The organism is Halorussus marinus, assembly GCF_004521895.1.
GTDB lineage: Archaea > Halobacteriota > Halobacteria > Halobacteriales > Haladaptataceae > Halorussus > Halorussus marinus.
Genome location: NZ_SBIR01000007.1, coordinates 16,742 through 43,280, shown reverse-complemented (window position 1 = coordinate 43,280; position 26,539 = coordinate 16,742). Strand labels below are relative to the sequence as shown.

The window sequence follows — 26,539 nt, the reverse complement described above, 5'->3', positions numbered from 1 at the left end:
TGGGAAGGTCAAGCATTTAATACCCCGCGCGGAACCGTAGTCGTATGAAGCGAGTCGACGTCGCCATCGTCGGCGGCGGTCCCGCGGGGACCTCCGCCGCCCGCTGTGCCGCCGAACAGGGGGCCCAGACCCTCCTCGTCGAGAAGGGCGTCCCGCGCGCCGACCGCGAGGCGCTGGGACCGGACTCGACCGACGCCGCCGGCATGCTCGACTACTGGGTGGACATCCTCGACGTCCCCTTCGAGGAGATCCCAGACGACGTGGTGCTCCGGGAACTCGACCGGACGGAGTTCTACGGCCCGACCGAGTCGTGTGTCCTCGGGGCCACCGGCATCGAGTCCTCGTACGACGGCTTCGGGTTCACCTTCCACCGCGCCCGGATGGACGACTGGTTCCGCGACCGCGCCGAGGCCGCTGGCGCCGAGTACCGGGTCGGGACCAGCGTGACCGACGTCGAGACCGACCTGACCGGCGCGCCGACCCACACGCTGGCGCTCTCGTCGGGCGAGGCGATCGAGGCCGACTACCTCGTGCTCGCAGACGGCCCCCAGCGACAGGTCACGATGCGGGTCCTCGACCGGTTCAGCCCGGCCGACCGCCCGATCTCGGAGGTGCTGTCGCCCGACACCGCCAACCACATCGCCTACCAGGAGTACCGGGAGTTCCCCGAGGAGCTGTTCGACCCCGACGCGCTCAAGTTCTGGTGGGGCGTGATGCCCGGCGAGACCGCCTACCCGTGGGTGTTCCCGAACGACGGGACGGTCGCCCGTGTCGGGCTCACGATGCCGATCGGGATGCGCCTCGACGACGTCGACGACCCGGCGGGGTACGACCTGCTCCGGGACGACGACGAGGCGCTCCCGCGACCGAACGAGTACATCGACCGCCTGCTCGAACGCGAGTACGGCGACGAGTACGACCTCTCGGAGTTCCCCCGCGTCGAGGACCGGGGCAAGACCGGCGGCACCGAGACTTACCCGATCTCCTCGACCCGGCCGATCGACTCGCCGGTCGACGCCAACGTCGCGGTGGTCGGCGGCGCGATGGGGACCACCTCGGCGTTCCACGAGGGCGGGTACCACGTCGCGGCCCGCACCGGCGCCATCGCGGGCGAACTCGCCGGCAAGGGCCGACTCGACGGCTACAACGACCGCTGGAAGGACGCGATCGGCGACGAGATACTCCGGAACGTCGCGTTCGCCGACATCGTCGCCGACTACGGCCCCGACGACTGGGACCGGACGTTCGCGGTCGCCAGCGACATCCTCGCCGACGAGAGCGAGGGCAAACTCCTCGACTGGAAGCTCTCCTCGGGGCTGACCGGCGCGAAGCTGGTCACCAAGTACAAGACCACCAAGCGAAAGTACCGGGGCGGCAAGTACGTCCAGTTCCGCGAGGACGAGTACTCGGCCTGATCCCGGTCGACAGATTGACAGGTCTCCGGGACGCCGACCCGGTATGACGAACGCTCCGGTCGCGGTGTTCGACGGGCACAACGACACCCTCCTCGACGTCCGAGCGGACGGCCGGGAGGGCGGTCGCTCGTTCTTCGAGCGACGCGAGGCGGGCCACCTCGACCTCCCGCGGGCCCGCGACGGCGGCCTCGCCGGCGGCCTGTTCGCGGTGTTCGTCCCGAACGACGACCACGAGTACGACCGCGAGCCGACCGCCGAGGGCTACGAGATGGACCTCCCGCCGGCGGTCGACCGCGAGCGGGCGAGGGCGTTCACCTACGACGCGCTGGCGCGACTCCACCGCATCCGGGCCGACTCGGACGGCGCGGTCCGGATCGTCGGCGACGCCGAGGCCCTCGACGCCGCGCTCGACTCGGACGCGCTCGCCGCGATCCCGCACCTCGAAGGCGCCGAGGCGGTCGCCCCCGACCTCTCGAACCTCGATCTCCTCTACGCCGCGGGCGTGCGCTCGATCGGACCGGTGTGGAGCCGCCCGAACGCCTTCGGCCACGGCGTCCGGTTCGAGTACCCCGGGACGCCCGACACGGGTCCCGGACTCACCGACGCCGGCCGGGACCTCGTCGCGGCCTGCAACGACCGGGGGATCGTCGTCGACCTCGCGCACCTCAACGCCGCCGGGTTCGAAGACGTCGCGGCGCTGTCGACCGATCCGCTCGTGGTGAGCCACGGCGCGGTCCACGCCATCTGTCCGTCGAGCCGAAACCTGACCGACGAACAGCTCGACGCGATCGCCGCCTCGGGCGGGCTCGTCGGAATCACCTTTGCGGTGGGGTTTCTCCGCCCGGACGGCGAGAGCGACCCCGACACGCCGATCGCGACGCTGGTCGATCACGTCGAGTACGTCGCCGACCGCGTCGGCGTCGACCACGTCGCGCTCGGGTCGGACTTCGACGGTGCGACCATCCCCGACCCGATCGGCGACGCGACCGGGCTCTCCGACGTGCTCGCCGCAATTCGAGACAGGGGGTTCGACGAGGACGAAGTGGAGAAGATCGCCCGCGACAACTGGCTCCGAGTGCTTGGGGAGACGTGGGCGTAGGCGCGATGCCGTAGTCGTGCGATGCTGTGAGCACCAGCAATCGCACCGCGAGCGAGGAGCGTCGTCGTTCGAACGCCATCGCCTTTCGTGATGAGGAGAAAGCGTCGCTCTCTCGGACCACGACGAGCGAGCGGACCAAGCGACGACCAGAGTGAGCGAAGCGAACGGCGGGAGGAACGCCGTGTCTGCGTGAACGGAGCGAACGCAGGCTCGGGAGAGCTTCCCTCTTCCGGCGGTTTTGATGGAGCGTTTGCAATGGCGGCGCGTTTATGCGCCGCCCTTCGAAAGGGTCGTCGGTCGTCTAGAACCCTTTGCCCAGTAGCTCGCGGGCGATGATGTTCTTCTGGATCTCGGTGGTTCCCTCGTAGATCTGGGTGATCTTCGCGTCCCGATAGAGCCGCTCGACGTCGAAGTCGTTGACGTAGCCCGACCCGCCGTGGATCTGGACCGCCTCGTCGGCGGCTTCGACCGCGACCCGCGAGGAGAACTCCTTGGCCATCGACGCGAGCTGGGTGAGCTGGTCGTCCTCGTTGTTGATGCTCCACGCCGACTTGTAGGTGAGGTTGCGCGCGGCCTCGGTCTTGGTGTGGATCTCGGCGAGCTTGTGCTGGATGGCCTGGAACTCGGAGATCGGCTGGCCGAACTGGTCGCGCTCCTGGGCGTACTCCAGGGCGCGCTCGCAGGCGCCCTTGGCGATGCCGACGCCCTGGGCGGCGACCATCGTGCGGGTCTCGTCGAAAAACTGCATGAGCTGGGGGAAGCCCATCCCGCGCTGGCCCACGAGGTTCTCCTCGGGGACCCGGACGTCGTCGAAGATGAGCTCGGCGGTGTCGCTCGCCCGGATGCCGAGTTTGCCCGTGATCTTGTCGGCCTCGAAGCCGTCGCGGTCGGACTCGACGACGATCTGGGAGAAGCCGGCGTACCGGTCTTCGATCTCGGGGTCGGTCTCGCACATCACGACGAAGTAGTCGCCGACCGAGCCGTTCGTGATCCACATCTTGTTGCCGTTGAGCACCCACTCGTCGCCGTCCTTCTCGGCGCTGGTCGAGACCGACGAGACGTCCGAGCCGGTGTCGGGTTCGGAGATGGCGGCGCCCATCACGGCCTCGCCCTCCGCGACCGGGCGGAGGTACTGCTCTTTTTGCTCTTCGGTGCCGAACTCCCGGATGGCGTCCGCGCCGAACGCCGCGGAGGTGATACACAGCCCGATGCCGGGGTCGACCGCGAACAGCTCCTCGACGATGATGGCGGTTTCGAGGGGCGTGTAGCCCGCGCCGCCGTACTCGACGGGGATGTTCGAGCCGGTCAGGCCCATCTCGGCGGCCTTGTCCATCACGTCCCAGGGGTACTTTTCGGCCTGATCGTACTCGCCGGCGACCGGTTCGATCTCGTTTTCGGCGAACTTCCGCACTTCGTCGCGGATCGCGATCTGCTCGTCGGATAGTCCAAAGTCCATGTGCGCCGATTGCACACCCGACCGTAAATTCCTTTGTAACCGTAAATAAACTCACTCAGAGTTTCTTATTCCGAGAGGGAAACGTTGAAACGGCCGGCAAGTGAGCGTACGGGTATGGAAGTCGAAGATATCAACACCGTCGCAGTTCTCGGCGCCGGAAACATGGGCCACGGCATCGCGGAGGTCGCGGCCCTCGCGGGGTTCGACGTGAACCTCCGGGACATCAAAGAGGAGTTCGTCCAGAACGGCTACGACCAGATCGAGTGGAGCCTCGGCAAGCTCGCGGAGAACGACCGGATCACCGACGAGGAGGCCGACGCGGCGCTCGATCGGGTGACGGCGCTGGTGGACTTCGAGCAGGCGGTCGAAGACGCCGACTTCGTGATCGAGGCGGTGCCCGAGAAGATGGAGATCAAAAAGGACGTCTACGGCGAACTGGAGGAGTACGCGCCCGACAGCGCGGTGTTCGCCACCAACACCTCCAGCCTCTCGATCACCGAGCTCTCGGAGGTCACCGAGCGCCCCGAGCGGTTCTGCGGGATGCACTTTTTCAATCCGCCGGTCCGGATGCAGCTCGTAGAGGTCATCTCCGGAGCCCACACCGACGACGAGGTGCTCGAACTGACCGAGGCCCTCGCCGAGGAGATGGGCAAGACCCCGGTCCGGGTCCGGAAGGACAGCCCCGGATTCATCGTGAACCGGATCCTCGTGCCCCTGATGAACGAGGCGGCGTGGATGGTCGAATCCGGCGAGTACACCGTCGCCGAAGTCGACAGCGCCACCAAGTTCGACATGGGCCTGCCGATGGGGAGCTTCGAACTCGCCGATCAGGTCGGCATCGACGTCGGCTACCACGTCCTCGACTACATGCACGACGTGCTGGGCGACGCCTACGAGCCGTGTCCCCTGCTGGTCGAGAAGGTCGAGGCCGAGACGCTGGGCAAGAAGACCGGCGAGGGGTTCTACGACTACGAGGACGGCGGCGTCGAGATCCCGACCGACGCCGGGAGCGAGGCCGCGGTCCGTCGACTTCAGGCGGTGATGGCCAACGAGGTCGCCAAGCTCGTCGGCAACGACGTGGCGGACCCGGCGGCGATTGACGAGGCGGTCATGCTCGGGGCGGGCTTCCCCGACGGCCCCGCGAAGCTGGCCGACGACGCCGGACTCGACGCCCTCGTCGAGACGCTCGAAAAACTCCACGAGGAGACCGGCGCGGCCCGCTACGAGCCGAGCGACGCGCTCCGGACGGCCGCCGACGAGGGCGGCTTCTACGGCGACGAGGCCGACGGCGACGGCGGCGACGCCTACGAGTTCGACACGATCCGGGTCGAGAAGCCCGGCGAGATGGTCGGGAAGGTCGTTCTCGATCGACCCCACCGGATGAACACGGTCAGCGAGGAACTGCTCGACGACCTCGCCGACGCCGTCGACGCGCTCGAAGCCGACGAGGACGTGCGTGCGCTCCTGGTCGTCGGGGCCGGCGACAAGGCGTTCTCCGCGGGCGCGGACGTCCAGAGCATGGCCGCTGGCGGCGGAGACCCGCTCACTGCAGTCGAGCTCTCGAAGAAGGGCCAAGAGACGTTCGGCAAGCTGGAGGCGTGTCCGATGCCCGTCGTCGCCGCCATCGACGGCTACTGTCTCGGCGGCGGGATGGAGCTGGCGACCTGCGCGGACATGCGCATCGCGACCGACCGCTCGGAGCTGGGCCAGCCCGAACACGATCTGGGTCTGTTGCCGGGCTGGGGCGGCACCCAGCGGCTCAAGCACATCGTCGGTGAAGGTCGCGCGAAAGAGATCATCTTCACCGCAGACCGCTTCGACGCCGAGACGATGGCGTCGTACGGCTTCGTCAACGAGGTCGTCGCTCCCGACGAGTTCGGCGACCGGGCGTTCGAGCTCGCGGCCGACCTCGCGGCGGGGCCGCCCATCGCCCAGAAGTACACCAAGCGGGCGATGCTCGCGGGCCGGGACGACACCGACGCGGGCCTCGAAGTCGAGTCCCAGGCGTTCGGCCACCTGATGAACACCGACGACCTGATGGAGGGCGTCACGGCGTTCATGGGCGACGGCGAGCCCGACTTCCAAGGGAAGTGAGCGAAGCGACCGCCGTCGGGGCTCGCTGTCGACGGTAAGGGACCCCGGGTTCGGGCGGCGCGATTTCGACCGTCTCCTTTTCGGTCGCAATTAGCAGGAACAAGAACACTTCATCTAAAATTTATAGCTGATCTAGATCCTAAAATAACGAGTGAAGCGATACCGGAACGGCTGGTGGCTCGAAATCAAGTACTGGGAGGAGAACCTGACACAGCGGGAAATCGCCGAGGAGTGTGGGATCTCGGTCAGACAGATCCGCCATTATATGAAAAAGTTCGACATCCCACGGCGAGAGCTGCGCGGAGAGAATCACCCGATGTACGGGCGAGAGCGCACGGAAGAGGAAAAACAAAAGATCTCGGCGTCGTTAACCGATCGATCGTTTTCTGCGGAGACGCGAGAGCGAATGTCGAAATCTCACCGGGGAAAAGAGTTACTCGACGACGTGCGAGAGCGAATCGCCGACTCGTTAGAAGGCATCGATCGCTCGGAGGAAACGCGGCGAAAGATGAGCGAATCAACGGCGGGCGAGGACAATCCGAACTGGCGTGGCGGATACAGTCAGCGTTACGGGGCCGGTTGGTCGCTCGCTCGCGAGCGGATCCGCGAGCGTGACAAGGTGTGTCAACACTGCGGGCACGATGGAAACGAGAGGCGACTCGAAGTCCATCACATCGTCCCTGTTAGGGTATTCCGACAGACTGCGGGTCGCTCGGCCGAGGATGCACACGACGAGCGGAACTTGGTGTTGCTTTGCAAGCGGTGTCACGGTCGGGCCGACCACGGGAAGATCGAGTTCGAAGCGCCGATAGAGTTGCTCTTCGAAGAGTAAGCCGACGGCGGTCACCACTGGCGGATGTTAAACCACGGCACAGCGGGAGAGCGATTTAGTTGGGTTTATAAGCGTGCGTGCCATTCGTCCGAGTGGATCCGGGATCGAATCCGGATGCGTGCTACGCTCCGTTGGTGTAGTCCGGCCAATCATTCGGGCCTTTCGAGCCTGTGACCTGGGTTCAAATCCCAGACGGAGCATTTCTACGATCTATCACTGTCGAGTGGAACTCGACAGGTAGGGGGATGACACCAGCAGACTGTAAAAGAGTAGGGCTGTCGCAGAAAGAGAGAATTTAGTGCTCGCTCCCGAACCGCCCCACATGTCCGACGCCGACACGCCAGACGTGCTCGTTCTGCGGAAGCCGACCCACGGAATGGCCCTGAGCGACTACGCCGCGGCGCTCCGCGAGCGCCTGCCCGAGGCCGACGTGCGGGTCGCCCGAACGCCGGCCGAGGAGCGCGAGCTCATCGAGCGCGCGCCGGTGGTCACCGGGATGGAGATCGACGAGGAACTGCTCGCGCACGCAGCGGAGATCGAACTGTTCGCCTGCGCGTACGCCGGGACCGGCCACCTACCCCTCGACGCGTTCGAAGACCGGGGCGTGGCGGTCACCAACGCCTCGGGCGTGCACGGCCCGAACATCGGCGAGCACGTCGTCGGCAACCTCCTCGTGTTCGCCCGGCGCCTCCACGAGGGGTGGCGCCGCCAGCGGAACCGCGAGTGGCGCCACTTCCAGGCGTACGAACTCCAGGATAGCACCGTCACCGTGGTCGGGTTAGGGGCCATCGGGCGGGCCGTCGTCGAGCGCCTCGAAGGGTTCGGCGTCGACACGATCGGCGTCCGGTACACCCCCTCGAAGGGCGGGCCGACCGACGAGGTCGTCGGCTTCGACCCCGACGAGTTCCACGACGCGCTCGCCCGGACCGACTACCTCGTGTTGGCGTGCCCGCTGACCGAGACCACGCGCGGGCTCGTCGGCGCCCCGGAGTTCACCACCCTGCCGCCCGAGTCGGTCGTCGTCAACGTCGCCCGCGGCCCGGTCGTCGACACCGACGCGCTGGTCGACGCGCTCCGGAGCGAGTACGTCCGCGGGGCGGCCCTCGACGTGACCGACCCCGAACCCCTGCCCGAGGACCACCCGCTCTGGAACTTCGAGAACTGCCTGATCACCCCTCACTGCTCCGGACACACCCCCGAGTACTACGCCCGGCAGGCCGACATCGTGGCGACGAATCTGGATCGGCTGGCGGCGGGCGAGCCGCTGGAAAACCGCGTCGTCTGACTGCCCGCCCCGGAGACCGACGCCGTCTCGGGCGCGCCTACAGCCAGCCCTCGCTCGCGAGGAGTTCGCCGTTCAGCACCGCCGCGCCGGCCGCCCCGCGGATCGTGTTGTGCGCCAGACAGTTGTACTGGACGCCGCTGTCGGTCTCCTGGACGCCGCCGGCCGCGATCGCCATCCCGTCGCCGACGTGGCGGTCGAGGCGGGGCTGGGGCCGCTCGGGGTCCTCGAAGACGTGGATCAGCGGCTCGGGCGAGCTCGGCAGATCGAGGCTCTCGACGCCTCGGAACGCGTCCTCGACGTCGGTCGGCGAGACGGCCTCGTCGGTCTCGGCCCAGACGTTCTCGATGTGTCCGTCGATAGTCGGCACGCGGTTGCACGACGCCGAGACCGACACGTCGTGGTGAGAGAGGGTCGCGCCGTCGAACGAACCCAGCAGTTTCCGGGATTCGGTCTCCATCTTGTCCTCCTCGCCGCCGATGTGGGGAAGCACGTTGTCGAGGATCTCCATCGAGGAGACGCCCGAGTAGCCCGCCCCGGAGACCGCCTGAAGCGTCGAGACGTGGACTCGTTCGAGCCCGGACGGCGCGAGCGCCGCGAGCGTCGGAACCATCGTGATGGTCGAGCAGTTGGGGTTCTTGAGCACCGCGCCGTCCCAGCAGCGCTCGTCGCGCTGGACTTCGAGCAGGTCGAGGTGGCCCGGGTTGATCTCGGGGATCACGAGGGGCACGTCGTCGGCCATCCGCTCGTTCGAGGAGTTCGACGAGAGCACGTAGCCCGCCTCGGCGAACGCCGGTTCGACCTCGGCGGCCACGCCCGACGGGAGCGACGAGAAGAGGAGGTCGACGTCGTCTGGCACCGACTCGGGGTCGGTCGATCGTACGGTGAGTTCGGCGGCCGCCTCGGGGATGGGGGCGTCGATGCGCCACTTGGCCGCGTCGCGGTAGGTCCGTCCCGCGCTCGACTCGCTCGCGGTTACCGCCGCCAGTTTGAACTCGGGGTGGCCGTCGAGCAACTGAATGAATCGCTGGCCGACCGCGCCCGTCGCACCGAGAACGCCGACACGTACTGTCATTGTCGTGGGTGAGCGCTACGGTAGGAAAACGGTTTGGGTTCGACGGTTTGTTGCGGGTGGCACCCTTGCAAACGCTCGATCAAAACCGCCGGGAGAGCGATGTTCTCCCGGTGGTTTTTCACCGACGTTTTAGGAGGGAGGCGCGTTCGTGCGCCGACCGCAGTAAAAGGTCGTGTTACTGCTTGCGGGTGACGTAGCCCGCGATCCGGTTGCGGACGCCCTTCGACTCGATGTTGGTGAGCTTCGTGACGCTCTCTTTGTTCTGGTCGAAGTCGTCGGTGAACGCTTCGGGATATCGGTCGAGCAGGATGGTACCCGTCTTCTTGACGTAGTCCGGCTTGATTGGCATGCCAGCAACTTTTCCGTTGGGAACCTTAAACCCATTCGTTCGCAGTCGTCGCGCGACGGAGCCTCGGGTCCGAGCGCCGACTCGGGCGTTTCGTAACTATAAATACACTTGGTTTCGGACCTCATCGTACGGACACAGAGCGCCGTTCTGAGAGCCATGGATCACAACGACACAGCGGACCCGACGTTCAAAGAAGAGCTCGAAGCGCTCGTCCTCCGATCCTTCGGGGAGGGAAAGGAGGTAGAGGGCGTCTGGGAGCTCGAATACGTCCCCGACGAGATCCCCGACTGGACGGTCACCATCGACCGCAAAGACGAGTTTTGATCCGCCCCGGAGCGTCGCCGGGGCGCTTTTCGATCGAGGCGTCGCCACGGAGAGCCGACTCCCGGGTCGGCGTTCCGAGAGCAGTGAAGTGATTCGGTCTCGACCCTCAGTCGAGTCGGTCGACGAGTCGGTCGAACGCCTCGCGCACCCGGTCGCCCCCGCACGTCCGCCCGACGTCCTCGAAGTAGTCTAACCGCTCGCGGAGCGTCTCCTCGTCGTACGCCTCGACGCCCAGCCGCGAGGCCGCGACCGTCGCCTCGACGACCGCGCTGAACCCGCGGTTCGTCGTCGGGACGACCTCGCGTTCGATCCCGGTATCGCGGGGCGAGAGCCGCCACTCGGCCCACTCGGTGTCGCCCGACTCGCCGACGGCGACGCGCTCGGCGCCGATCTCGGCCCACGCGTCCGCCGCGTCGAGCACCGGCTCGTCTACCTCCCAGATCGAGAGCGCGGCGTCGACGAACGCCACGGGGTCCCGGACGAACTGGACGTAGCCGCCGCCCTGCCGCCGGAAGTTCCGTCGCGTCCGGGTGTCGCCCCACGTCCGGGCCGTCACCGGCTCGCCGGGCGACGCGGGCGGATGGAGCCCCAGCGCCGCGACGTTCCACCGGTCGTTCGGGCCGAGCGTCGTCACGACCGACTCGGTGACGCCCCGGAACTCGATCGGCCACGCGTCGGCGCCGGCGTCCGCGTCGGGCGCGCGGTCGGCGTCGGTCACACCGACACCTCTCCGCGCGCGAGCGCGACGAACAGCGCCGCCGCGGTGACGTCTGCGGTCGTGCCCGGGTTGATCCCGTCGGCGACCAGCGACTCGGCGAACGCCTCGACGACCGCCGGCCCGCCTTCGAGCGCCTCCTGCGCCCGAACTCGGACGCTCTCTGCGGCTTTCCGGCCGTGCTTGGTCGCGACGAGGGTGTCGGGTTCGCGCGCGAGGAGTTCGAGGTAGACCCGCGCGGCCCGGCCCGACGCCGGCCCCTCGAAGTCCGCGAGCCGGTCGGCCGCCCAGAAGGTGCGCTCGAAGCCGCCGGTCCACTCGGCCGCCACGTCATCGTCGTCGTCCCCCAGCGCGAGCACGTCGTACAGTGACAGCTCACGCTCGCGGACCGCCGGCACCGCGTCGGACCCCCGGCGCACGTCGAGCGCGTCGGCGTCCTCGGGCGGGTCGCCGACGAACACGTCGACGTGGTCGAACGCCCGGTAGAAGTTCGCGGCGTCCTCGACCGTCGTGTCCTCGACGACGCGAGTCGCGCCGTCCGGCGAGAGATCGTCGGCCGCCGCGGCCCCGACGAGCGGGACGAGCAACAGTAGCGCGCCGAACTGCGTGTTGCCCCCAGACTGGCGGCTCATCCCCTCGACCGCCCGCTCGAACGCCTCGCCGACCGGCGCGCCGTCGGCGGCCGACCGGAGTCCCTCGCCGGCGCCCACGGTCCCGGCGAGGAAGTGCTCGAACCGGAGGTCCGGGAGGTCGCGCTCCCGGTCGACGTTGCCGGGCTTGGGCGTGCCCGCCACCTCCAGCAAGAGTGCGAGCTGGGCGTCCTCGGAGGGGGTCACGGCGCCACCCCCTCGCGGTCGACGGGGCGTTCGTCGGCGAACCACGACGCGGTCGCCGCCCGCACGCGCCGGAGGACGCGGGGATCGTCGCTCGGTCGCCCGACGCTCACCGCGTCGGCGCCGCAGGCCAGATACTCCCGGACGGTGGCCTCGTCGCGGACGCCGTTGTTCGCGATCACGAACAGGTCGGCGGCGTCGGCGACCTCGGCGACCACGCCCTCGGAGTCCATCGCGTCGACGTGGACCGCGTCGGCGCCGGCGTCGGCGATCGTCCGGGCGACCGCCGGGAGGGCCACGTCCGGGAGTTCGGCCCGGACCTTCACGCTCACGGCGGCGCCCTCCGCGGCCGCGGCGCGAACCTGCTCGGCCAGCCGGTCGGGGTCGCGGAGGAGCGCCTCGCCGGCGCCCGCGGCGCACATCTCGTCCTGTCGACAGTGGGCGTTGAGTTCGAGGACGGCCCCGCGGTCGGCGCAGGCGCGGGCGACCGCCCGAAGCGGGCCGAGCGAACTCGTCCGGACGTTGACGCCGGGCCGGAGGTCGGCGTCCGCGAGGTCGTCGAGCTGGTCGGCGACGAACGCCACCGGATCGTCGGGCAGGAACTCATCGCGGTCCCGGGCGACCAGCCGGCGGGCCGCCTCGCGGGTCGGGTCGTCGAGCGCGATCCCGCCGAGGAAAGCCGCGCCAGCGAACGACTCGCCGGCGCGAGCCCACGCGGCGTCCGACCGCCCGCTGAGGCTGGCGAGCGCGACGCGGGGCTCGAACATCAGGCCACCTCCAGCGCGTCGGCGACGGCGCGGGCGACCCGCTCGGCGTCGGCCTCGTCGTTCATCTCGGTGTCGGTCCTGACGACCGGCCGGTCGAGGTCGGTGCCGTCGGCCTCGTCGAGCACGAACGCGTCCGCGAACGGGTAGGCCGCCGCGACGCCCCGCGTCGAGGGCTCGTAGCCGACGGCCTCCATCAGCTTCGCGGCCGGGCCGGAGAACACCTCGTCCTCGACGAACGGCGAGACGGCCACGACGGTGGTCTCGTCGAGCGCCTCGCGCAGGCGATCGATGGCGACCATCGGGCCGATGCTCGTCACGGGGTTCGAGGGGCCGACGACGACCGGGCCCTCCTCGATCGCCCCGAGCGCGGCTGGCGACGGCTCGGCCCGGTCGGCCCCGCGGAACTCCACGTCGTCGACCGGCGGGGCCGCTCGGTGGGCGACCCAGAACGACTGGAAGTGGAGTTCGTCGGGGTAGTCGCTCGCGTCGGTGGTGTGGACGATGCTCGCGACCGGATCGTCGCTCATCGGCACCACGTCCACGGGCACGTCGAACGCCTCGCAGAGCCGCCGAGTGGCCTCGGTCAGCGTGTGGCCCTCGTCGAGCAACCCCGTCCGGGTGAGGTGGACCGCCCGGTCGCGGTCGCCGATCTCCATGAACTCCGCGACCCCGGAGAAGCGCCGCCAGCGCGCGATCTCCCGGCCCGCGGTCTGGGCCTCGTCGGGCAGGTAGCGCGGCCCCGATTCGAGGCCGGCCGCCTCCGCGAGGGTGGCCAGTTCCTCGTGGGTCTCGGTCGTGTCGTCTGCGATGCCCCACCACCGATCGCGGTCGAGCACGTCGCCCTGCTCGAACAGGACGGTGTCGACGTCGGGAGAGACCAGGTGGCCCCCGAGCTCCACGTCGTCGCCGGTGTTGGCGACCACGGTGACCGCCGCCGGGTCGAACACCGACTCGGCGCCGGCGAGGAGCTTCGGGGTCCCGGTGCCCCCGGAGAGAAACGTCGTCATACCCCGACGTGCGTCTTCGGACGGGTAAATGCTTGCGCTGTCGGCGCCCGCGTCCGTCTGTTTTTATACGAAGCCGCCGAATCCGGGGGCATGAAGACGATCAAGGACAGCGTCCACGACCACATCGAGGTCGAGGGCGTGGCCCGGGCGTTGCTCGACACGCCCGCAGTCCAGCGGCTCCGGCGCATCAAGCAGCTGGGTCCCGCCCACCTCGTCTACCCCTCTGCGAACCACACCCGGTTCGAGCACAGCCTCGGCGTCTACTATCTGGCCTGCGAGGCGCTCGACCACCTCGGCATCGAGGGCGCGCGTGCCGAGCGGGTGAAAGCGGCCGCCATCCTCCACGACGTCGGCCACGGGCCGTACAGCCACACCATCGAGGCGGTCATCCACCGCCACACCGGGAAGTACCACGACGACGTCCACGACCTGCTCGCGGAGAACGCGGTCGGCGAGGTGCTCCGCGACCACGACCTCGACCCCGGGGCGGTCGCGGACCTCGTCGCGGGCGAGCGAAAGCTCGGCCAGATCGTCGCCGGCGAACTCGACGTCGACCGGATGGACTACCTCGTCCGGGACGCCCACCACACCGGCGTCCCCTACGGCACCATCGACCACGCCCGGCTGGTCCGAGAGCTCACGCTCATCGACGGCGAGCTCGTGCTCGACGAGGGCAACGTCCCGACCGCCGAGAGCCTGCTTTTGGCGCGGGCGCTGATGAACCCGACCGTCTACAACCACCACGTCACCCGGATCTGTCGCGGGATGCTCCAGCGGGCCAGCGAGCGCCTGCTCGCCGACGGCGAGACGACCCCCGCCGAGCTCCGCCGGATGGACGACCACGACCTGTTCGCCGCGCTCCGGCGCGCCGACGGCACCCGGGAGTTCGCCCGGCGGCTCGGCGATCGGGACCTCTACAAGCGGGCGGTGTGGGCCGAGATGCGCGACGTGCCCGAGTCGGTCGTCGACGCCGGCCACGACGACATCCGCGACTACGAGGCCGAGATCGCGGCCGAGGCCGGCGTCGACGACCGCGAGGTCATCGTCGACGTGCTCGACCGACCGAGCATGACCGAGTCCTCGACCCGGGTCATCGTCAACGGCGAGACCCGGGGGCTCGGCCGGCAGTCGGCGCTGGTCTCGGCGCTCCGACGGGTCCAGCGCGAGCAGTGGCGCCTCGGCGTGTACGCCCCCGCCGATGCGACCGAGTCGGTCGGACGGGCCGCCGAGTCGGTGCTCGAACTGGAGACCGACGGCGCGCTCGTCAGCGAGATCCGGACCCGGGGGACGCCGACGACGCTGGACGAGTTCTAATACGACCTTTTGCAGCGGGCGCGCCCCGAGCGGCGCGCCCTTGCAAAACGTCGATGAAAAACACGGCGCTCCTCCCTCCGCTTCGCTCCGGTCGTCGCTTGGTCCGCTCGCTTCCTTCGGTCGCTCGCGGCGGATTGCGGTGTCTCCGTGGTTTGTGTCGTCGAGCGCGGGCGTGACCTGCAGTCCGCCTCGGCAGGAGCATCGCACTGCGGGAACGCCGTGAACGAATAGCGGAATTGAAGGCCCCGCCCGATAATCCTCGACTATGATCGTGGAGGGTACCGTCCTGCGCGGCCCCGAGTTCGAGCCCGTCGAGGGACGGGTCGTCGCCGAGGACGGCGAGATCGTCGCGGTCGAAGAAGAGTCGGTCGAGTCCTCGAAGGTGATCCTCCCGGCGTTCGTCAACGCCCACACTCACATCGGCGACTCGATCGCCAAGGAGGCCGGCGGCGGGCTGGACCTCGACGAACTGGTCGCGCCGCCCGACGGGCTGAAACACCGACTGCTCCGGCAGGCCTCCCGCGAGGAGAAGGTCGCGGCGATGCGGCGGTCGATCCGGTTCATGGAGCAGACCGGCACCGCCTCGTTCCTCGAGTTCCGGGAGGGCGGCGTCGAGGGCGTCTACGCGCTCCGGGAGGCCGCCGAGCGGCTGGCCGTCGACCCCGTCATCCTGGGCCGGGAGACCGTCGAGGCGATGGAGGCCGCCGACGGCTTCGGCGCGAGCGGCGCCCGCGACGCCGAGTTCGGCCGCGAGCGCACCGCGACCGACCGGGCGGGCAAGCTGTTTGGCATCCACGCCGGCGAGCGCGACGCCACCGACATCAACCCCGCGCTCGACCTCGCCCCCGACTTCCTCGTCCACATGGTCCACCCCGAGTCGCTCCACCTCGACCGAGTCGCCGACAGCGAGATCCCGGTGGTGGTCTGTCCGCGCTCGAACCTCGTCACCGGCGTCGGCGTCCCGCCGATCCGCGACCTCGCCGAGCGGACGACCGTCGCGCTGGGGACCGACAACGTGATGCTCAACAGCCCGTCGATGTTCCGCGAGATGGAGTTCGCCGCCAAGCTCGCCGACGTGAGCGCCCGCGAGGTGCTCAGGATGGCGACGCGCAACGGCGCGGAGATCGCGGGCCTCGACGCCGGGCTGATCGAGGAGGGCCGGCCCGCGAAGCTCCTCGTGCTGGACGGCGACTCGGACAACCTCGCGGGCGCACAGGACGTCGTCCGGGCCGTGGTCCGGCGGGCCGGCGCGAGCGACGTTCTCGACGCGGTGCTGTGACCGTCGGAACCGGACCGGCGCTATTCGGCGACCAGATCCGCGAGCAGGTCGGCGACGAACGCGATCTCCTCGTCGTTGACCGTGTGGCCCATCCCCTCGTAGATGCGCTCGGTCACGTCGCCGTCCAGCTCCTCGAACACGTCGGCTGTCTCGTGGACGCGTTCGAGCGGGATGTGGGGGTCCCGATCGCTACATCCCAGGAAGACGGGCGTCCCGTCGAGCGAGCCGTCGTAATCCCGGGGCGTCCCCTCCGGGCCGATGACGCCGCCGCTGTACGCCGCGAGCCCGCCGTACCGCCCGGCGTTGCGCGCGACGAACTCGCTGGCGAGACAGGCCCCCTGCGAGAAGCCGAGCAGGAGGATGCGCTCGCGAGGGATGCCGGCGTCGGTGAGCGTTTCGAGGGCGTCGGCGACCGCCCGGAGCGCAGAGGAGAGTCCCGGCTCGTTCGAGTCCATCGGCTCCATGAACGAGTTGGGGTACCAGCTTCCGCGCCGGGCCTGTGGCGCGAGGTAGGCGACGTCCTCGACGCCGAACTCCCCGGCCATCCCGAGGATGCTCCGAGCGCGCGCGCCGCGACCGTGGACCAGCACGGCGCCCGCCGCGGCGTCCTCGGGGTCGGGACCGGCCGCCGCGACCGGCTGGCCCTGATGGGGTCCCGCCATCTCAGTCGGCCTCCTGCGGGTCGGGGGCGTCGAGGTCGGCGAGCCCGGCCTCGATGCGCTCGCGGTCGGCTTCGAGCCACTCGGGGAGCTTGAGGTCGCTACCGAGCTCCGCGACCGACTCGTCGCGGGTGAACCCCGGGCCGTCGGTGGCGATCTCGAACAGCACGCCGCCGGGCTCGCGGACGTAGATCGACCGGAAGTACCGACGATCCTTCTGGGAGGTCACCGACAGCCCGATCTCCGAGAGGCGATCGCGCCACGCCGACTGGGACTCCTCGTCCGGCGTTCGGAAGGCGACGTGGTGGACCGTGCCGACGCCGGGCTCGCCGCGGGGGCCGCGGTCGTCGGTCCGGAGGTCGACGACTGTCGCGCGCTCGCCCGCCGTCCGGTACCGACGCCGGTCGCCGTCCTCGCCGTCGGACTCGTAGCCCATCGCTTCGAGCACCGACCCGGTCACTTCCGGGTCGGCCGAGTTGAGCGTCACCCCGTGGAAGCCCCGGATCGCGTGCTCGTCCGGGATCGGCCCGCCGCTCCACGGCGCGACGTCGGACTCGCCCGCGACGAGTTCGAGGGGCTGGCCGTCGGGGTCGGCGAACGGCAGGACCGCCTCGCCGAACCGCTCGGTGGGCGCCCCGACGTCGAGGCCCTCGGCGTCGAGTCGGTCGGCCCAGTAGTCGAGCGACCCCTCGGGCACGACGAACGCGGTCGCGGTCGCCTGCCCGCGTCCGGGCCGGCCGCGCCGACCGTCGCCGAACGGGAAGAACGTCAGGACGGTGCCGGGCGTCCCGGTCTCGTCGCCGTAGTAGAGGTGGTACGTCGAGGTGTCGTCGAAGTTCACCGTCCGCTTGACGAGGCGGAGGCCGAGGACCTCGGTGTAGAACTGTGCGTTGGCTCGCGGATCGCTCGCGATCGCCGTGACGTGGTGGATGCCGTTGACGTTGTGGGTCATGGTGCGTGGGGAGACTGGCGCCGGCGTGACGCGGTGCCAGTGTCTCTGTGATACCTGCTTCGGTCTTGAACCACTTAGGCGCTCGCGGACGCCCGCGTCACCGGGTGGCACCCGTGTTATCCGGCCGTCGTCCGCGCCGGTCGCCAGTTTCACCGTGTTACCTGATTCGAAGAGGAACCTATATGGGCCGCGAGCGCCTCGACTCGATCATGGCAGTAGGCGACCAGCAGTCTAACGATCTCGACTCCGACGACGAGTACAGCGAGAGCGCGTGTTCGGTTATCGACTCGATCGAGCAGATCGGCTCGACGTGGCGGCTCATCGTGCTCCACGACCTCCAGGACGGCGAAAAGCGGTTCAACGAACTCAAGCGTTCGACCGACGCGAGTTCCCGGACCCTCTCGCGGGTGCTCGACGACCTCCAGGAGACGGGGTTCGTGACCCGGCGACTGGAGGAAGACGCTCCGGTCGCGACCTACTACAGCCTCACCGAGAAGGGCCGGTCGCTGTGTCCCGTCTTCGACGAGATCGAGGAGTGGGCCGACGAGTGGCTGTGAGGTGAGGGGACTCGCCCGCGAGCGAACGGGGAGCCGTCCCGAGAGACGGGTACCGCTATATATTTCTCATAGAAAACGCTTAATCACTCGGGGCGGTACCGATAGATGCGGTCGGACTACCATGAGCAACGAACCCGATATCCGAACCGAATCGGACCGCCCCGACGAGTCGCGATCCGCCGCCGGCGATCGCCTCGATCCCGCCCTCGACTCCGTGGTCGTTTCGTACGACGACCGCCCGGACCGACGAACGGTCTTTCCCCGCGGCCTCTCGGGCGTCGATCGCATGTCGACGTGGCTCACCGCGAGCGACGACGCCTTCGTCGGTCTCGAAGACGCCCGCTGACGCGACCCGGCCGAAGCTTCTTGGCACCTCCGCGTTTGTGTCACGGCTATGGGACCCCGACAGGCGGACCTATCCGGCGTCCTCGCGGCGTCGATACGGGAGCTCAGATCGACGTTCGTCGAGGCGATTCCGAGGCTCGCGACCGCGGTACTGTTTCTCGTGGCCGCGTACGTCGCCATCAAGCTCGTCATGGGGCTGGTCAGGGGATCGCTCGATCGGCTGTACTCGGGCGACGACGAGCTCGTCGCCGGGCTGTTCGGGACCGTCGTGAGCGTCTTCCTGTGGTTCGGCGTCGTGCTCGCGCTCCTGAAGATTCTCGGGATGGGCGAGATCGCCGCCAGCCTCGGCACCGCGACGGGGTTCGTCGCGCTCGGAGTGAGCTACGCGCTATCGAACATGCTCGCCGACACCGTCGCGGGCGTCTACCTCCTTCGAGACCCCGATTTCGCCCCCGGCGACAGGGTGGTCGCCGGCGACGTGACCGGGACCGTCCGGACCATCGAACTCCGGAAGAGCCGATTCGAGACCGAGTCGGGCGACGTCGTCGTCGTCGCCAACAGCGCCGTCGAGAAAAAATGGACCAAGAGAGTCGAACCGGACGGGTCGGCCGCCCCCTCGGAGGACGACGGCGCCGCCGACTCGCCGGCGTAGCTACAGGAAGTCCTCGACGTGGTCGGCGACTTCGTTCGGGGTGTCGCCGACGGGGACGCCCGCGTCGTTGAGCGCCTCGATCTTGCTCTCGGCGGTGCCGGTGCCGCTACCGGAGACGATGGCGCCCGCGTGGCCCATGCGCTTGCCCGGCGGCGCGGTCCGGCCCGCGATGAAGCCGGCGACCGGCGTGTCCATGTGCTCGGCGATGTAGGCGGCGGCGTCCTCCTCGTCCTCGCCGCCGATCTCTCCGCACATCACGACCGCGTCGGTGTCGGGGTCGCTCTCGAACAGTTCGAGCGCGTCGATGAAGTCCGTCCCGATGATGGGGTCGCCGCCGATGCCGACCGCGGTGGTCTGGCCGATGCCCCGCGAGGTGAGGTTGTCGACGACCTGGTAGGTGAGGGTGCCCGACCGCGAGACCAGTCCGACGTTACCGGACTCGAAGATGTTGCCCGGCAGGATGCCGAGTTTCGACTCGCCGGGGGTGATGATGCCCGGGCAGTTCGGCCCGAGAAGACGGGTGTCGACCTCCGAGAGGCGCTTTTTCACCTTCGCCATGTCCTGAGTGGGGATGCCCTCGGTGATGGCGACCGCGAGGTCGATCGGGGCGTCGAGCGCCTCGAAGACGGCGTCGCCCGCGAACGCCGGCGGGACGAAGATGACCGATGCGTCGGCGTCCTCCTCGATTGCGGCGCGCTCGACCGTGTCGTAGACGGGCACGCCCGCGACCTCCTGGCCGCCCTTGCCCGGCACCGCGCCGGCGACGACGTTGGTGCCGTACTCCATCATCTGCTGGGTGTGGAACTTGCCTTCCCCACCGGTGATGCCCTGCACGATAACTCGGGTGTCTTCGTCGACTAGCACACTCATGCTTCTACCTCCTCGGCGTACTCGACCGCACGCTGGACCGCGTCTTCGAGGGTCTCCTCGACCGTCACGAGGTCGTCGTTGAGGATCTCGCGGCCCTCCTCGGCGTTGGTGCCCGCGAGCCGGACGACCACGCGCTTGGGGATCTCGTCGAACTGTTCGAGGGCGTCGTTGATGCCTTTCGCCACCTCGTCGCCCCGGGTGATGCCGCCGAAGATGTTGAACACGACGGCGTCGACGTTCTCGTCGGAGAACACCATATCGAGGGCGTTTGCCACGCGCTCGGCCTTCGCGCCGCCCCCGATGTCGAGGAAGTTGGCGGGCGAGCCGCCGTAGTAGTCGACGAGGTCGAGGGTCGTCATCACGAGCCCCGCGCCGTTGCCGATGATGCCCGTGTTGCCGTCGAGCCGGACGTAGTCGAAGCCGTACTCGCCGGCCTTGCGCTCGAGGTCGTCCTCGTAGGTCTCTTCTTCCATCTCCGCGAGCTCCTGCTGGCGGAAGAGGGCGTCGTCGTCGATGTTCATGACCGCGTCGGCGGCGACGATCTCGTCGTCCTCGGTCACCATCAGGGGGTTGACCTCGATGTCGCTGGCGTCCCGGTCATCCCACAGCTCGAAGAGCGTCCGCAGGACCGACGCGACGTCGGAGGCGACCGCCGCCGGGACGCCGGCGTCGTAGACGACCTTCCGGGCCTGATAGGGGTGCATCCCGAACGCGGGATCGACGTGTTCGCGGGCGATGGCGTCGGGGTCTTCCTCCGCGACCTCCTCGATGTTGACCCCGCCCTTGGTCGAGACCATCGCGACGGGCTTGCCCTCGCCGCGGTCCATCGTGACCCCGACGTAGAGCTCGTTTTTGAAGTCGACCGCGGCCTCGACGAGGACCTCCTCGACGGTGTAGCCTTTGAGGTCCATCCCGAGGATGTCCTCGGCCGCCGCCTCGGCCTCCTCGCGGTCCTCGACGAGCTTGATCCCGCCGGCCTTCCCGCGGCCGCCGACGTGGACCTGTGCCTTGACCGCGACGGGGTAGCCGATCTCCTCGGCGGCCTCGACGACCTCGTCGACGGACGACGCCAACGTCGACGCGGGGGTCGGGATTCCCGCGTCGGCGAAGACGCTCTTCGCCTGATATTCGTGGAGCTTCATGCACTCGAAACGGCGTCCGCCGGTCGCTTAAATCCCGCCGGTTCGGTTCCGACGGCGGGGTCTGTCGGTCCTCACTCGATCGCGTAGAACCGCACCAGCCCGCAGTCCGGACACCGCCGGGGCGTCACGTCGAGCGCCTCCTTGAGCCCAACCGCCGCGAGCACGTCGTCGCCGTCCGCCTCGGTCCTGACCCGCAGTTCGCCCTGCCCCGTGAACAGTTCGGCGTCCTCCAGCGCGACGTCGCAGTCCGGACAGCGCGGGTCGCCTGCCATACGCTTTGGTCGTCGACGCGGCGCGAAAAACGTGTCGGTGTTCGGAACGGTCCGGCTCAGAGGTCGGCGTAGAGCCGCACGAGGCCACACTCCGGACAGAGCCGCGGCGAGACGTCGAGAGACTCGTTCATCCCGAGCGACCCCAGCAGGCCCTCGCGCTTCTCGTCGGTCTGGACGCTGAGTTCGTAGCCGCCGCCCGTTCGAACGTCGACGCCTTCCATCGTCACGCCGCAGTCGGGACAGCGCGGGTCGGTCGCCATACGCGACCCGACGGCCCCACTCCACTTAAATTTCAGTTCGTCGAGACGATGTCGATGACGTCCCGGGCGTCGAGCCGGGTGTTCGCGCCAACCTGGCGGTTGCTCCGACAGTCGATGCCGTGGAGAAAGCCCTCCCCGAGGTCCGAGTGGATGTGGTAGGCGAAGTCCTCGGCGGTCGACCCCTCAGGCAGGAGAAAGCAGTCGGGCAACACCTCGCCGCGCTCGTTGCCGAGCCCGTTCGCGCCGCCCGGGAACACCGGCACCATCCCGAGCTCGTCGAACAGCGCGGTTTCGAGCGCGCGCTGGACGCCGGTGCCGTCGTACTCGGCGACGAACCCCTCGATGGCTTCGAGCCCCTCGCGCTGGTCGCCCGAGACGTCGCCCACGATGTCGAACTCCCCGTCGCCCGGCCGGTAGTCGACCGCGCCCTGCTCGTCGGCTTTCTTGAGCGCCTTCTCGGCGTGGGCGCTGACCGGGACCACCGTCAGGTGCTCGTAGTCGGGGTCGGAGGTGATCGCCTCGTAGTTTTCCTGGGCCTCGGGGGTGTCCATCTTGTTCGCCGCGATCACCATCGGCTTCGTCTCCGTGCGGATCGCGCGGGCGAGGTCCTCCCGATCGGTCTCGTCCCACGTCGCCGGGTCGAGTTCGAGGTCGAGCGAGAGGATCTCGCGTTTGATCTCGTCTTTGTTGATCCGGAACGCGCTCATCTGCTCGGCGAGTTCGACCTCGATCTCGTCGTCCTCGCCGTCGTAGCCCGACTCGTAGCGCTCGATCCCCTTCTCGAGCACTTCGAGATACCACATGTCGAGTTCGCCTTCGAGGAAGTCGATGTCCTCGCGGGGGTCGTGGTCCTCGACCGGCTCGCCTTCGAGGTCGGTCGTCCCCGAGAAGTCGACGACGTGGACCAGCACGTCGGCCTCGTTGAGGTCGGTCAGAAACTGGTTGCCGAGCCCGCGGCCCTCGTGGGCGCCGGGGACCAGCCCGGCCACGTCGACGAGCTTCGTCGGGACGAACCGGGTGCCGTCCTCGCAGAACCCCACGTTCGGGGTGCACTCCTCGTCGAACTCCGGGGCGGCGCAGTCGACCCGGACGTACGCCTCGCCGACCGCGGGGTCGATGGTCGTGAAGGGGTAGGCGCCCTCGGGCACGTCGTTCATCGTCGCGGCGTTGAAGAACGTGGACTTTCCGACGGACGGTTTCCCGACCAGTCCGATCTTGTAGCTCATTAGGCCGTGAGTGGCGGCGGCGGGGTAAAACCCCTGCTAAAGCCCAGAGCGATCGCGAACAGTCCTCACGATGGTCGGTACCAACCCCCACTCTCCGGCAGGACCTTTTTGCCGGCCCCCGTCGTCGGATCGGCGGATGCTGTACGCATCGGTGACCTCGCTGTCGAGGCCGCGTCGGACGGACCAACGAAGCGCCGGGAGTCCCGAGCGATGGACGTGAGAGCGCTCCGCGAGCGAGCGCTCGCGGTCGCCGACCACCTCTCGTTTCTCGCGCAGTGGATGCTCTACGTCGCGGTGAGCGCCCTCTCGCCCCTCTGGGAGCGCGACGACCGGCTGTGGGCGTTCGGCGCGCGCGGCGGGGAGGCGTTCGCGGACAACAGCAAGTACCTCTTTCTCCGCGTCGCGGCCGATCACCCCGATATCCGGCCGGTCTGGCTCTCGAAGGACCGGGCGGTCGTCGCGGAGCTCCGGCGGGCCGGCTACGAGGCGTACCACTGTTACTCGCTTCGCGGGCTGGCGGTCAACCTCCGGGCCGGCGCCGTGTTCCTCACGCAGGGCCACCGCGACCTCGCCATGCCCTGCTGTGCCGGGGCACTGACGGTACTGCTGTGGCACGGCATTCCCCTGAAACACGTCTCGTGGGACGCGGGGTTCGCCGACGCGCCCGCGCCGGTCCGGGCCGGCCACGCCGCGATGGCTCGGGCGTTCGACCTCCTGACCGTCCCCGGCGACGGCGCGATCCGACCCTTCGAGTCCGGACTCGGGGTCGCCCGCCCGAAGATGGTCGCGACGGGCTACCCCCGCAACGACGCGCTACTGGGGTCGATCCCGGGCGAGGATATGGGCACCGACGCGGCGGCGCTCGCGCGGGTCCGGTCGATCGCGGCCGACCATCGAGTGGTCTGTTACCTCCCGACGTATCGGGAGTGGGACCCCGGGGCGATCGCCGCGAACGTCGACTTCGAGGCGCTCGAAGAGTTCCTCGCCGAGCGCGAGGCCTACCTCGTCGTCAAGCCCCACCCGAAAGAGAGCCTCGACCTCCCGGAGGGACTCTCGCGGGTGGTGGCGCTCCCCGAATCGACGGACGTCTACCCCCTGCTCCGGGCGGTCGACGCGCTGGTCACCGACTACTCGTCGGTGTACTTCGACTTCCTCCTCCGGGACCGGCCGGTGGCGTTCTACGCCTTCGACCTCGATCGGTACCGCGCCGAACGGGGGTTCTACTTCGACTACGAGGCGGTCACGCCGGGACCGGTCGCCCGGACGTTCCCGGAACTGCTGGCGGCGCTCGACCGGACGCTCGACGCCGCGGCGGCCGGACCCGACGCGGACCCCGACGCGACCCACCGGCGGGCGCTCGGAGAGGCGTTGTTCGAGCGTTCGGATCCCGACTACTGCCGGGCGGACGCGGTGTATCGAGTCGTCCGGCGACGGCTGGCGGCCTCGAACGCGTCGTGAGAAAAACGCTCGTCTCAGTCCAGCGCGGCGGTCGCGGCGCCGCCGAGCGCGCCGAATGCGACGGGGTAGACCAGTCCCGCGAGCAGGACGCCGGTCACCGGATCGGGCGCGATCGCGGCGCCGGTGTCGCCGAGGGCGTGGGTCGCGAGGAACGCGACTGCGACCGACGCCGGGAGGTAGCCCGCGACGACGGTCGCGCCGGCGGTCGCGCGGTCGAGGAGGCTCCCCCGCCGGTCGTAAGCCACCAACGCGCCGGCGACCGCGAGCGCCAGCGCGGGGGCCGCGACGAGCGCGATCGGCCCGTCGCCGCCGGTCACGAAGTTGACCATCCGGCTCCCGCCCGCCACGGTCGGAAAGCGCACGTCGACGAAGTGGGCGTTCAGAAAGAGCCACGAGACCCCCTTCCAGACCGGGACGCTCCCGCCGCCGAGCAGTTGGGAGACGAATCCCACGCCCCGCAACGCCTCCGAGACCTCGGCGGCCTTCCAGACGTACGCCACCAGATACCCGGCGAGCCACGCCGTGACGCCCGCCATCGCGCCGCGGGCGAGTCGCCCGCGCGTGAACACGCCGCGAACGGCCGAACGGTCCTCAGTTACCGACATAGTCGGGGCCACCGACCGGTCCGGTGAATAGTTTGTGGCTCGGTCAGTGGGAGAACACCAACAGTCGGTCGGGTTCGCGAACCACGCAGAACCGCCCGTCGGGGCGCTCGAAGCTGTTGTGCCGACGCTCGGAGACGAGGAGGTCGGCGAACGGCTCCTCGCAGGCCGGACAGTCGAGCCCCTTGCGGTTCTCCCAGAGCTCGCGCTCGCCGGTGTCGCGGTGGAGCTTGAGCGCGTGGCGGTGGTCGTGAACGTCGAAGACCTCGCCGGTCACTCCCCGTCACCCCGGTTTTGCGCCCACTGCTCGCGGGTGACGGTGTAGCGGTGGGCGTCGGCCGGCCCGTCGGGGTCGGGGTGGTAGTTTCTGAGCCGTCCCTCGTGTTGGCCGCCGTGGGCCTCGACGTACTTCTCGATCGCCCGCCGGGACTTCTCGTTACCGGCGTGGTGGGTCACCGCCACGAGTTCGAGGTCGAGTCGGTCGAACGCGACCTCCATCAGCGCGGCGGCGCGCTCGCCGGAGTACCCCCGACCCCAGAAGGGCTTGCGGAGCCACGCGCCGAGCACCCCGGTCCGGCGGTCCCACTCGGGGTGGAGCCCGGTCGCTCCCGCGATCTCGCCCGCGCCGTCCTCGCCCGCTTTCGGGCGGATGACGTACGTCGCGTCCTCGCCGTTCGCCCGCGCGGTCTCTTGGGCTTCGACGAACTCGAGGGTCTCTTTGGGCGTCTCGTGGGGCTCCCACGAGATGTGCTCGGTGATCTCCTCGATGTGGGGATTGTGGTGCGAGCAGTGCCGGTAGAGCGCCAGTACGTCGACGTTTTCGGTCGTGAGCGGTTCGAGGACGAGCCGCTCGGTCTCGATGCGCTCGGGGAACATGTCCGGAGCGTCGGAGCGCCCGGAGAAAAGCGTTGTCCGTGCATGCGAGCGCGTGGCAGGCCATCGGGCGTCGCTGTAACGGAGAGCGTCTCGCAGTCCGCAACCAGTATCACCACTCTATGCGGCACACCCTCGGTGGGTGGTTGAGTGGGTGAACAATTAATTTTGGGGGAAATCTTTTACGCTTACCCATCGTAGGAGAGCGTATGTCCGATGCGACGCTCGACGACCGGGGACGGCTGACGCTCCCGAAGGAGATTCGAGAACGATACGGAGACCACTACCACGTCGTCGACCTCCACGACGGAATCAAACTGATTCCGGTCGCAGACGACCCTCTTGACGCGCTGCGAGACGAGTTTTCCGAGGTCGAGAAGACGCCAGAGGAACTCAGAGCGGAAGCACGTGAAGCGACACTGGACGAAGCCGGGCGCTAAATGTACGCTGAAACAGATTTCTTGCTGGCCCTCATCAAAGACGAAGACTGGCTCGGAGACACCGCCGAAGCGGTTTACCGCGACCACAGAGACGAGCTGTGGACGTCGCAGTTCACGCTCATCGAGCTTCTCTTCGTGGCTTACCGCGAGGACCGCGACACAGAACGGGTAGTCACGAACGCCGCAAACCTCGTCGAAGTTCGTGGCGATTTGGATACGGTCGTCGCGGCGGCCACGTACGTCGAGGATCACGGATTCGCCCCGTTCGACGCGCTCCACCTCGTCGAATCTGATGGCGACACTATCGTCTCCAGCGACCGTACGTACGAAGACTTCGCTCCGCGACTCGACCTGAAAGCGGAGAACGAGGAGTAACGCTCCGCAACCACT

Annotated in this window: 31 protein-coding genes and 1 tRNA gene; 15 read left to right on the top strand and 17 right to left on the bottom strand. The window is 68.9% G+C overall.

Translation table 11 applies throughout. The features are described 5' to 3' along the window. Positions 1–44 precede the first annotated feature (44 nt). Both EPL04_RS10365 and EPL04_RS10360 read left to right on the top strand, forming a co-directional pair. Positions 45–1,415 (top strand): NAD(P)/FAD-dependent oxidoreductase, encoded by a 1,371-nt coding sequence (locus EPL04_RS10365; RefSeq protein WP_134671272.1) that lies wholly within the window; start codon positions 45–47, stop codon positions 1,413–1,415. Positions 1,416–1,458: 43 nt separating this feature from the next. Then, positions 1,459–2,514, top strand: coding sequence for a dipeptidase (locus EPL04_RS10360; RefSeq protein ID WP_134671271.1), 1,056 nt, complete (start codon positions 1,459–1,461; stop codon positions 2,512–2,514). A 301-nt stretch (positions 2,515–2,815) separates the two neighbouring features. Here EPL04_RS10360 and EPL04_RS10355 read toward each other — a convergent pair whose 3' ends face one another. Beyond that, entirely contained in the window at positions 2,816–3,970 is a 1,155-nt protein-coding gene (locus EPL04_RS10355) for an acyl-CoA dehydrogenase family protein (protein ID WP_134671270.1), read from the bottom strand. A gap of 114 nt (positions 3,971–4,084) precedes the next feature. Between EPL04_RS10355 and EPL04_RS10350 the strand changes: the two genes are divergently transcribed. From EPL04_RS10350 to EPL04_RS10335, 4 genes are all read left to right on the top strand, one after another. Then, a complete protein-coding gene (locus EPL04_RS10350; RefSeq protein WP_134671269.1) occupies positions 4,085–6,064 on the top strand; it encodes a 3-hydroxyacyl-CoA dehydrogenase/enoyl-CoA hydratase family protein in 1,980 nt (659 codons plus the stop codon). Positions 6,065–6,215: 151 nt separating this feature from the next. Beyond that, positions 6,216–6,896 (top strand): NUMOD3 domain-containing DNA-binding protein, encoded by a 681-nt coding sequence (locus tag EPL04_RS10345; RefSeq protein WP_134671268.1) that lies wholly within the window; start codon positions 6,216–6,218, stop codon positions 6,894–6,896. A 125-nt stretch (positions 6,897–7,021) separates the two neighbouring features. Beyond that, positions 7,022–7,096, top strand: a tRNA-Glu gene (locus tag EPL04_RS10340). A gap of 122 nt (positions 7,097–7,218) precedes the next feature. Next, the gene (locus tag EPL04_RS10335; protein WP_134671267.1) at positions 7,219–8,181 is read left to right on the top strand and encodes a D-2-hydroxyacid dehydrogenase; all 963 of its coding nucleotides are present in this window, start codon (positions 7,219–7,221) and stop codon (positions 8,179–8,181) included. 37 nt (positions 8,182–8,218) lie between these two features. Here EPL04_RS10335 and asd read toward each other — a convergent pair whose 3' ends face one another. Further along, positions 8,219–9,253: an aspartate-semialdehyde dehydrogenase gene (gene asd / locus EPL04_RS10330; RefSeq protein WP_134671266.1), complete on the bottom strand. Its 1,035-nt coding sequence runs from the start codon at positions 9,251–9,253 to the stop codon at positions 8,219–8,221. A gap of 175 nt (positions 9,254–9,428) precedes the next feature. Further along, on the bottom strand, positions 9,429–9,602 hold the full coding sequence (locus EPL04_RS10325; protein WP_134671265.1) for a 30S ribosomal protein S17e: 174 nt from the start codon (positions 9,600–9,602) through the stop codon (positions 9,429–9,431). A 156-nt stretch (positions 9,603–9,758) separates the two neighbouring features. On the opposite strand from EPL04_RS10325, the gene EPL04_RS18760 reads away from it, so the two are divergent. Continuing rightward, entirely contained in the window at positions 9,759–9,926 is a 168-nt protein-coding gene (locus EPL04_RS18760) for a hypothetical protein (RefSeq protein WP_167599455.1), read from the top strand. 106 nt (positions 9,927–10,032) lie between these two features. On the opposite strand, the gene EPL04_RS10320 is transcribed toward EPL04_RS18760, so the two are convergent. From EPL04_RS10320 to cofD, 4 genes are read right to left on the bottom strand one after another with little or no spacing between them, the layout of a single operon-like run. Beyond that, a complete protein-coding gene (locus EPL04_RS10320) occupies positions 10,033–10,644 on the bottom strand; it encodes a DUF447 domain-containing protein (RefSeq protein WP_134671264.1) in 612 nt (203 codons plus the stop codon). Further along, positions 10,641–11,477 (bottom strand): triphosphoribosyl-dephospho-CoA synthase, encoded by an 837-nt coding sequence (locus EPL04_RS10315; RefSeq protein ID WP_134671263.1) that lies wholly within the window; start codon positions 11,475–11,477, stop codon positions 10,641–10,643. The genes EPL04_RS10320 and EPL04_RS10315 overlap by 4 nt, the downstream gene beginning before the upstream one ends. Further along, positions 11,474–12,241: a tRNA-dihydrouridine synthase gene (locus EPL04_RS10310; RefSeq protein ID WP_134671262.1), complete on the bottom strand. Its 768-nt coding sequence runs from the start codon at positions 12,239–12,241 to the stop codon at positions 11,474–11,476. The genes EPL04_RS10315 and EPL04_RS10310 overlap by 4 nt, the downstream gene beginning before the upstream one ends. Further along, positions 12,241–13,248, bottom strand: a complete 1,008-nt coding sequence (gene cofD / locus EPL04_RS10305; RefSeq protein ID WP_134671261.1) for a 2-phospho-L-lactate transferase — start codon at positions 13,246–13,248, stop codon at positions 12,241–12,243. The genes EPL04_RS10310 and cofD overlap by 1 nt, the downstream gene beginning before the upstream one ends. A 90-nt stretch (positions 13,249–13,338) precedes the next feature. On the opposite strand from cofD, the gene EPL04_RS10300 reads away from it, so the two are divergent. After that, positions 13,339–14,562 carry an HD domain-containing protein gene (locus tag EPL04_RS10300; RefSeq protein ID WP_134671260.1) on the top strand — a complete coding sequence of 408 codons (1,224 nt, stop codon included), beginning with the start codon at positions 13,339–13,341 and terminating at the stop codon, positions 14,560–14,562. Positions 14,563–14,827: 265 nt separating this feature from the next. Next, the gene (locus EPL04_RS10295) at positions 14,828–15,841 is read left to right on the top strand and encodes an amidohydrolase family protein (protein ID WP_134671259.1); all 1,014 of its coding nucleotides are present in this window, start codon (positions 14,828–14,830) and stop codon (positions 15,839–15,841) included. Between the two features lie 20 nt (positions 15,842–15,861). Here EPL04_RS10295 and EPL04_RS10290 read toward each other — a convergent pair whose 3' ends face one another. Next, the gene (locus EPL04_RS10290) at positions 15,862–16,503 is read right to left on the bottom strand and encodes an alpha/beta hydrolase (RefSeq protein WP_134671258.1); all 642 of its coding nucleotides are present in this window, start codon (positions 16,501–16,503) and stop codon (positions 15,862–15,864) included. 1 nt (position 16,504) lies between these two features. Continuing rightward, positions 16,505–17,452 (bottom strand): ring-cleaving dioxygenase, encoded by a 948-nt coding sequence (locus EPL04_RS10285; protein ID WP_134671257.1) that lies wholly within the window; start codon positions 17,450–17,452, stop codon positions 16,505–16,507. A 209-nt stretch (positions 17,453–17,661) separates the two neighbouring features. Here EPL04_RS10285 and EPL04_RS10280 point away from each other — a divergent pair, with 209 nt between their 5' ends. The 3 genes from EPL04_RS10280 to EPL04_RS10270 all read left to right on the top strand — a co-directional run bounded on the left by EPL04_RS10280 (position 17,662) and on the right by EPL04_RS10270 (position 19,006). Continuing rightward, positions 17,662–18,009, top strand: a complete 348-nt coding sequence (locus EPL04_RS10280; RefSeq protein WP_134671256.1) for a winged helix-turn-helix transcriptional regulator — start codon at positions 17,662–17,664, stop codon at positions 18,007–18,009. Between the two features lie 121 nt (positions 18,010–18,130). Then, the gene (locus tag EPL04_RS10275) at positions 18,131–18,355 is read left to right on the top strand and encodes a DUF7511 domain-containing protein (protein ID WP_134671255.1); all 225 of its coding nucleotides are present in this window, start codon (positions 18,131–18,133) and stop codon (positions 18,353–18,355) included. A gap of 48 nt (positions 18,356–18,403) precedes the next feature. After that, a complete protein-coding gene (locus EPL04_RS10270) occupies positions 18,404–19,006 on the top strand; it encodes a mechanosensitive ion channel family protein (protein WP_134671254.1) in 603 nt (200 codons plus the stop codon). Here EPL04_RS10270 and sucD read toward each other — a convergent pair whose 3' ends face one another. From sucD to EPL04_RS10245, 5 genes are all read right to left on the bottom strand, one after another. Then, positions 19,007–19,876 (bottom strand): succinate--CoA ligase subunit alpha, encoded by an 870-nt coding sequence (gene sucD, locus EPL04_RS10265; protein WP_134671253.1) that lies wholly within the window; start codon positions 19,874–19,876, stop codon positions 19,007–19,009. It lies immediately after the preceding gene. Beyond that, entirely contained in the window at positions 19,873–21,018 is a 1,146-nt protein-coding gene (gene sucC / locus EPL04_RS10260; RefSeq protein WP_134671252.1) for an ADP-forming succinate--CoA ligase subunit beta, read from the bottom strand. The genes sucD and sucC overlap by 4 nt, the downstream gene beginning before the upstream one ends. Before the next feature lie 71 nt (positions 21,019–21,089). Then, positions 21,090–21,290 carry a hypothetical protein gene (locus EPL04_RS10255; RefSeq protein WP_134671251.1) on the bottom strand — a complete coding sequence of 67 codons (201 nt, stop codon included), beginning with the start codon at positions 21,288–21,290 and terminating at the stop codon, positions 21,090–21,092. Positions 21,291–21,346: 56 nt separating this feature from the next. After that, a complete protein-coding gene (locus EPL04_RS10250) occupies positions 21,347–21,550 on the bottom strand; it encodes a hypothetical protein (RefSeq protein WP_134671250.1) in 204 nt (67 codons plus the stop codon). Between the two features lie 32 nt (positions 21,551–21,582). Next, complete coding sequence (locus tag EPL04_RS10245) at positions 21,583–22,776, bottom strand: redox-regulated ATPase YchF (RefSeq protein ID WP_134671249.1); 1,194 nt, start codon at positions 22,774–22,776, stop codon at positions 21,583–21,585. Positions 22,777–22,986: 210 nt separating this feature from the next. Here EPL04_RS10245 and EPL04_RS10240 point away from each other — a divergent pair, with 210 nt between their 5' ends. Beyond that, entirely contained in the window at positions 22,987–24,234 is a 1,248-nt protein-coding gene (locus EPL04_RS10240) for a CDP-glycerol glycerophosphotransferase family protein (protein WP_134671248.1), read from the top strand. 14 nt (positions 24,235–24,248) lie between these two features. On the opposite strand, the gene EPL04_RS10235 is transcribed toward EPL04_RS10240, so the two are convergent. From EPL04_RS10235 to EPL04_RS10225, 3 genes are read right to left on the bottom strand one after another with little or no spacing between them, the layout of a single operon-like run. Continuing rightward, positions 24,249–24,839 carry a transporter gene (locus EPL04_RS10235; RefSeq protein WP_134671247.1) on the bottom strand — a complete coding sequence of 197 codons (591 nt, stop codon included), beginning with the start codon at positions 24,837–24,839 and terminating at the stop codon, positions 24,249–24,251. A 43-nt stretch (positions 24,840–24,882) separates the two neighbouring features. Further along, positions 24,883–25,113 (bottom strand): DUF7385 family protein, encoded by a 231-nt coding sequence (locus EPL04_RS10230; RefSeq protein ID WP_134671246.1) that lies wholly within the window; start codon positions 25,111–25,113, stop codon positions 24,883–24,885. Beyond that, entirely contained in the window at positions 25,110–25,712 is a 603-nt protein-coding gene (locus tag EPL04_RS10225) for a GNAT family N-acetyltransferase (RefSeq protein ID WP_134671245.1), read from the bottom strand. Before EPL04_RS10225 ends, EPL04_RS10230 begins: the two co-directional genes overlap by 4 nt. Before the next feature lie 206 nt (positions 25,713–25,918). Between EPL04_RS10225 and EPL04_RS10220 the strand changes: the two genes are divergently transcribed. Then, complete coding sequence (locus tag EPL04_RS10220) at positions 25,919–26,149, top strand: AbrB/MazE/SpoVT family DNA-binding domain-containing protein (RefSeq protein WP_134671244.1); 231 nt, start codon at positions 25,919–25,921, stop codon at positions 26,147–26,149. Further along, the gene (locus tag EPL04_RS10215; RefSeq protein ID WP_134671243.1) at positions 26,150–26,524 is read left to right on the top strand and encodes a type II toxin-antitoxin system VapC family toxin; all 375 of its coding nucleotides are present in this window, start codon (positions 26,150–26,152) and stop codon (positions 26,522–26,524) included. The last annotated feature ends 15 nt before the right edge of the window (positions 26,525–26,539 follow it).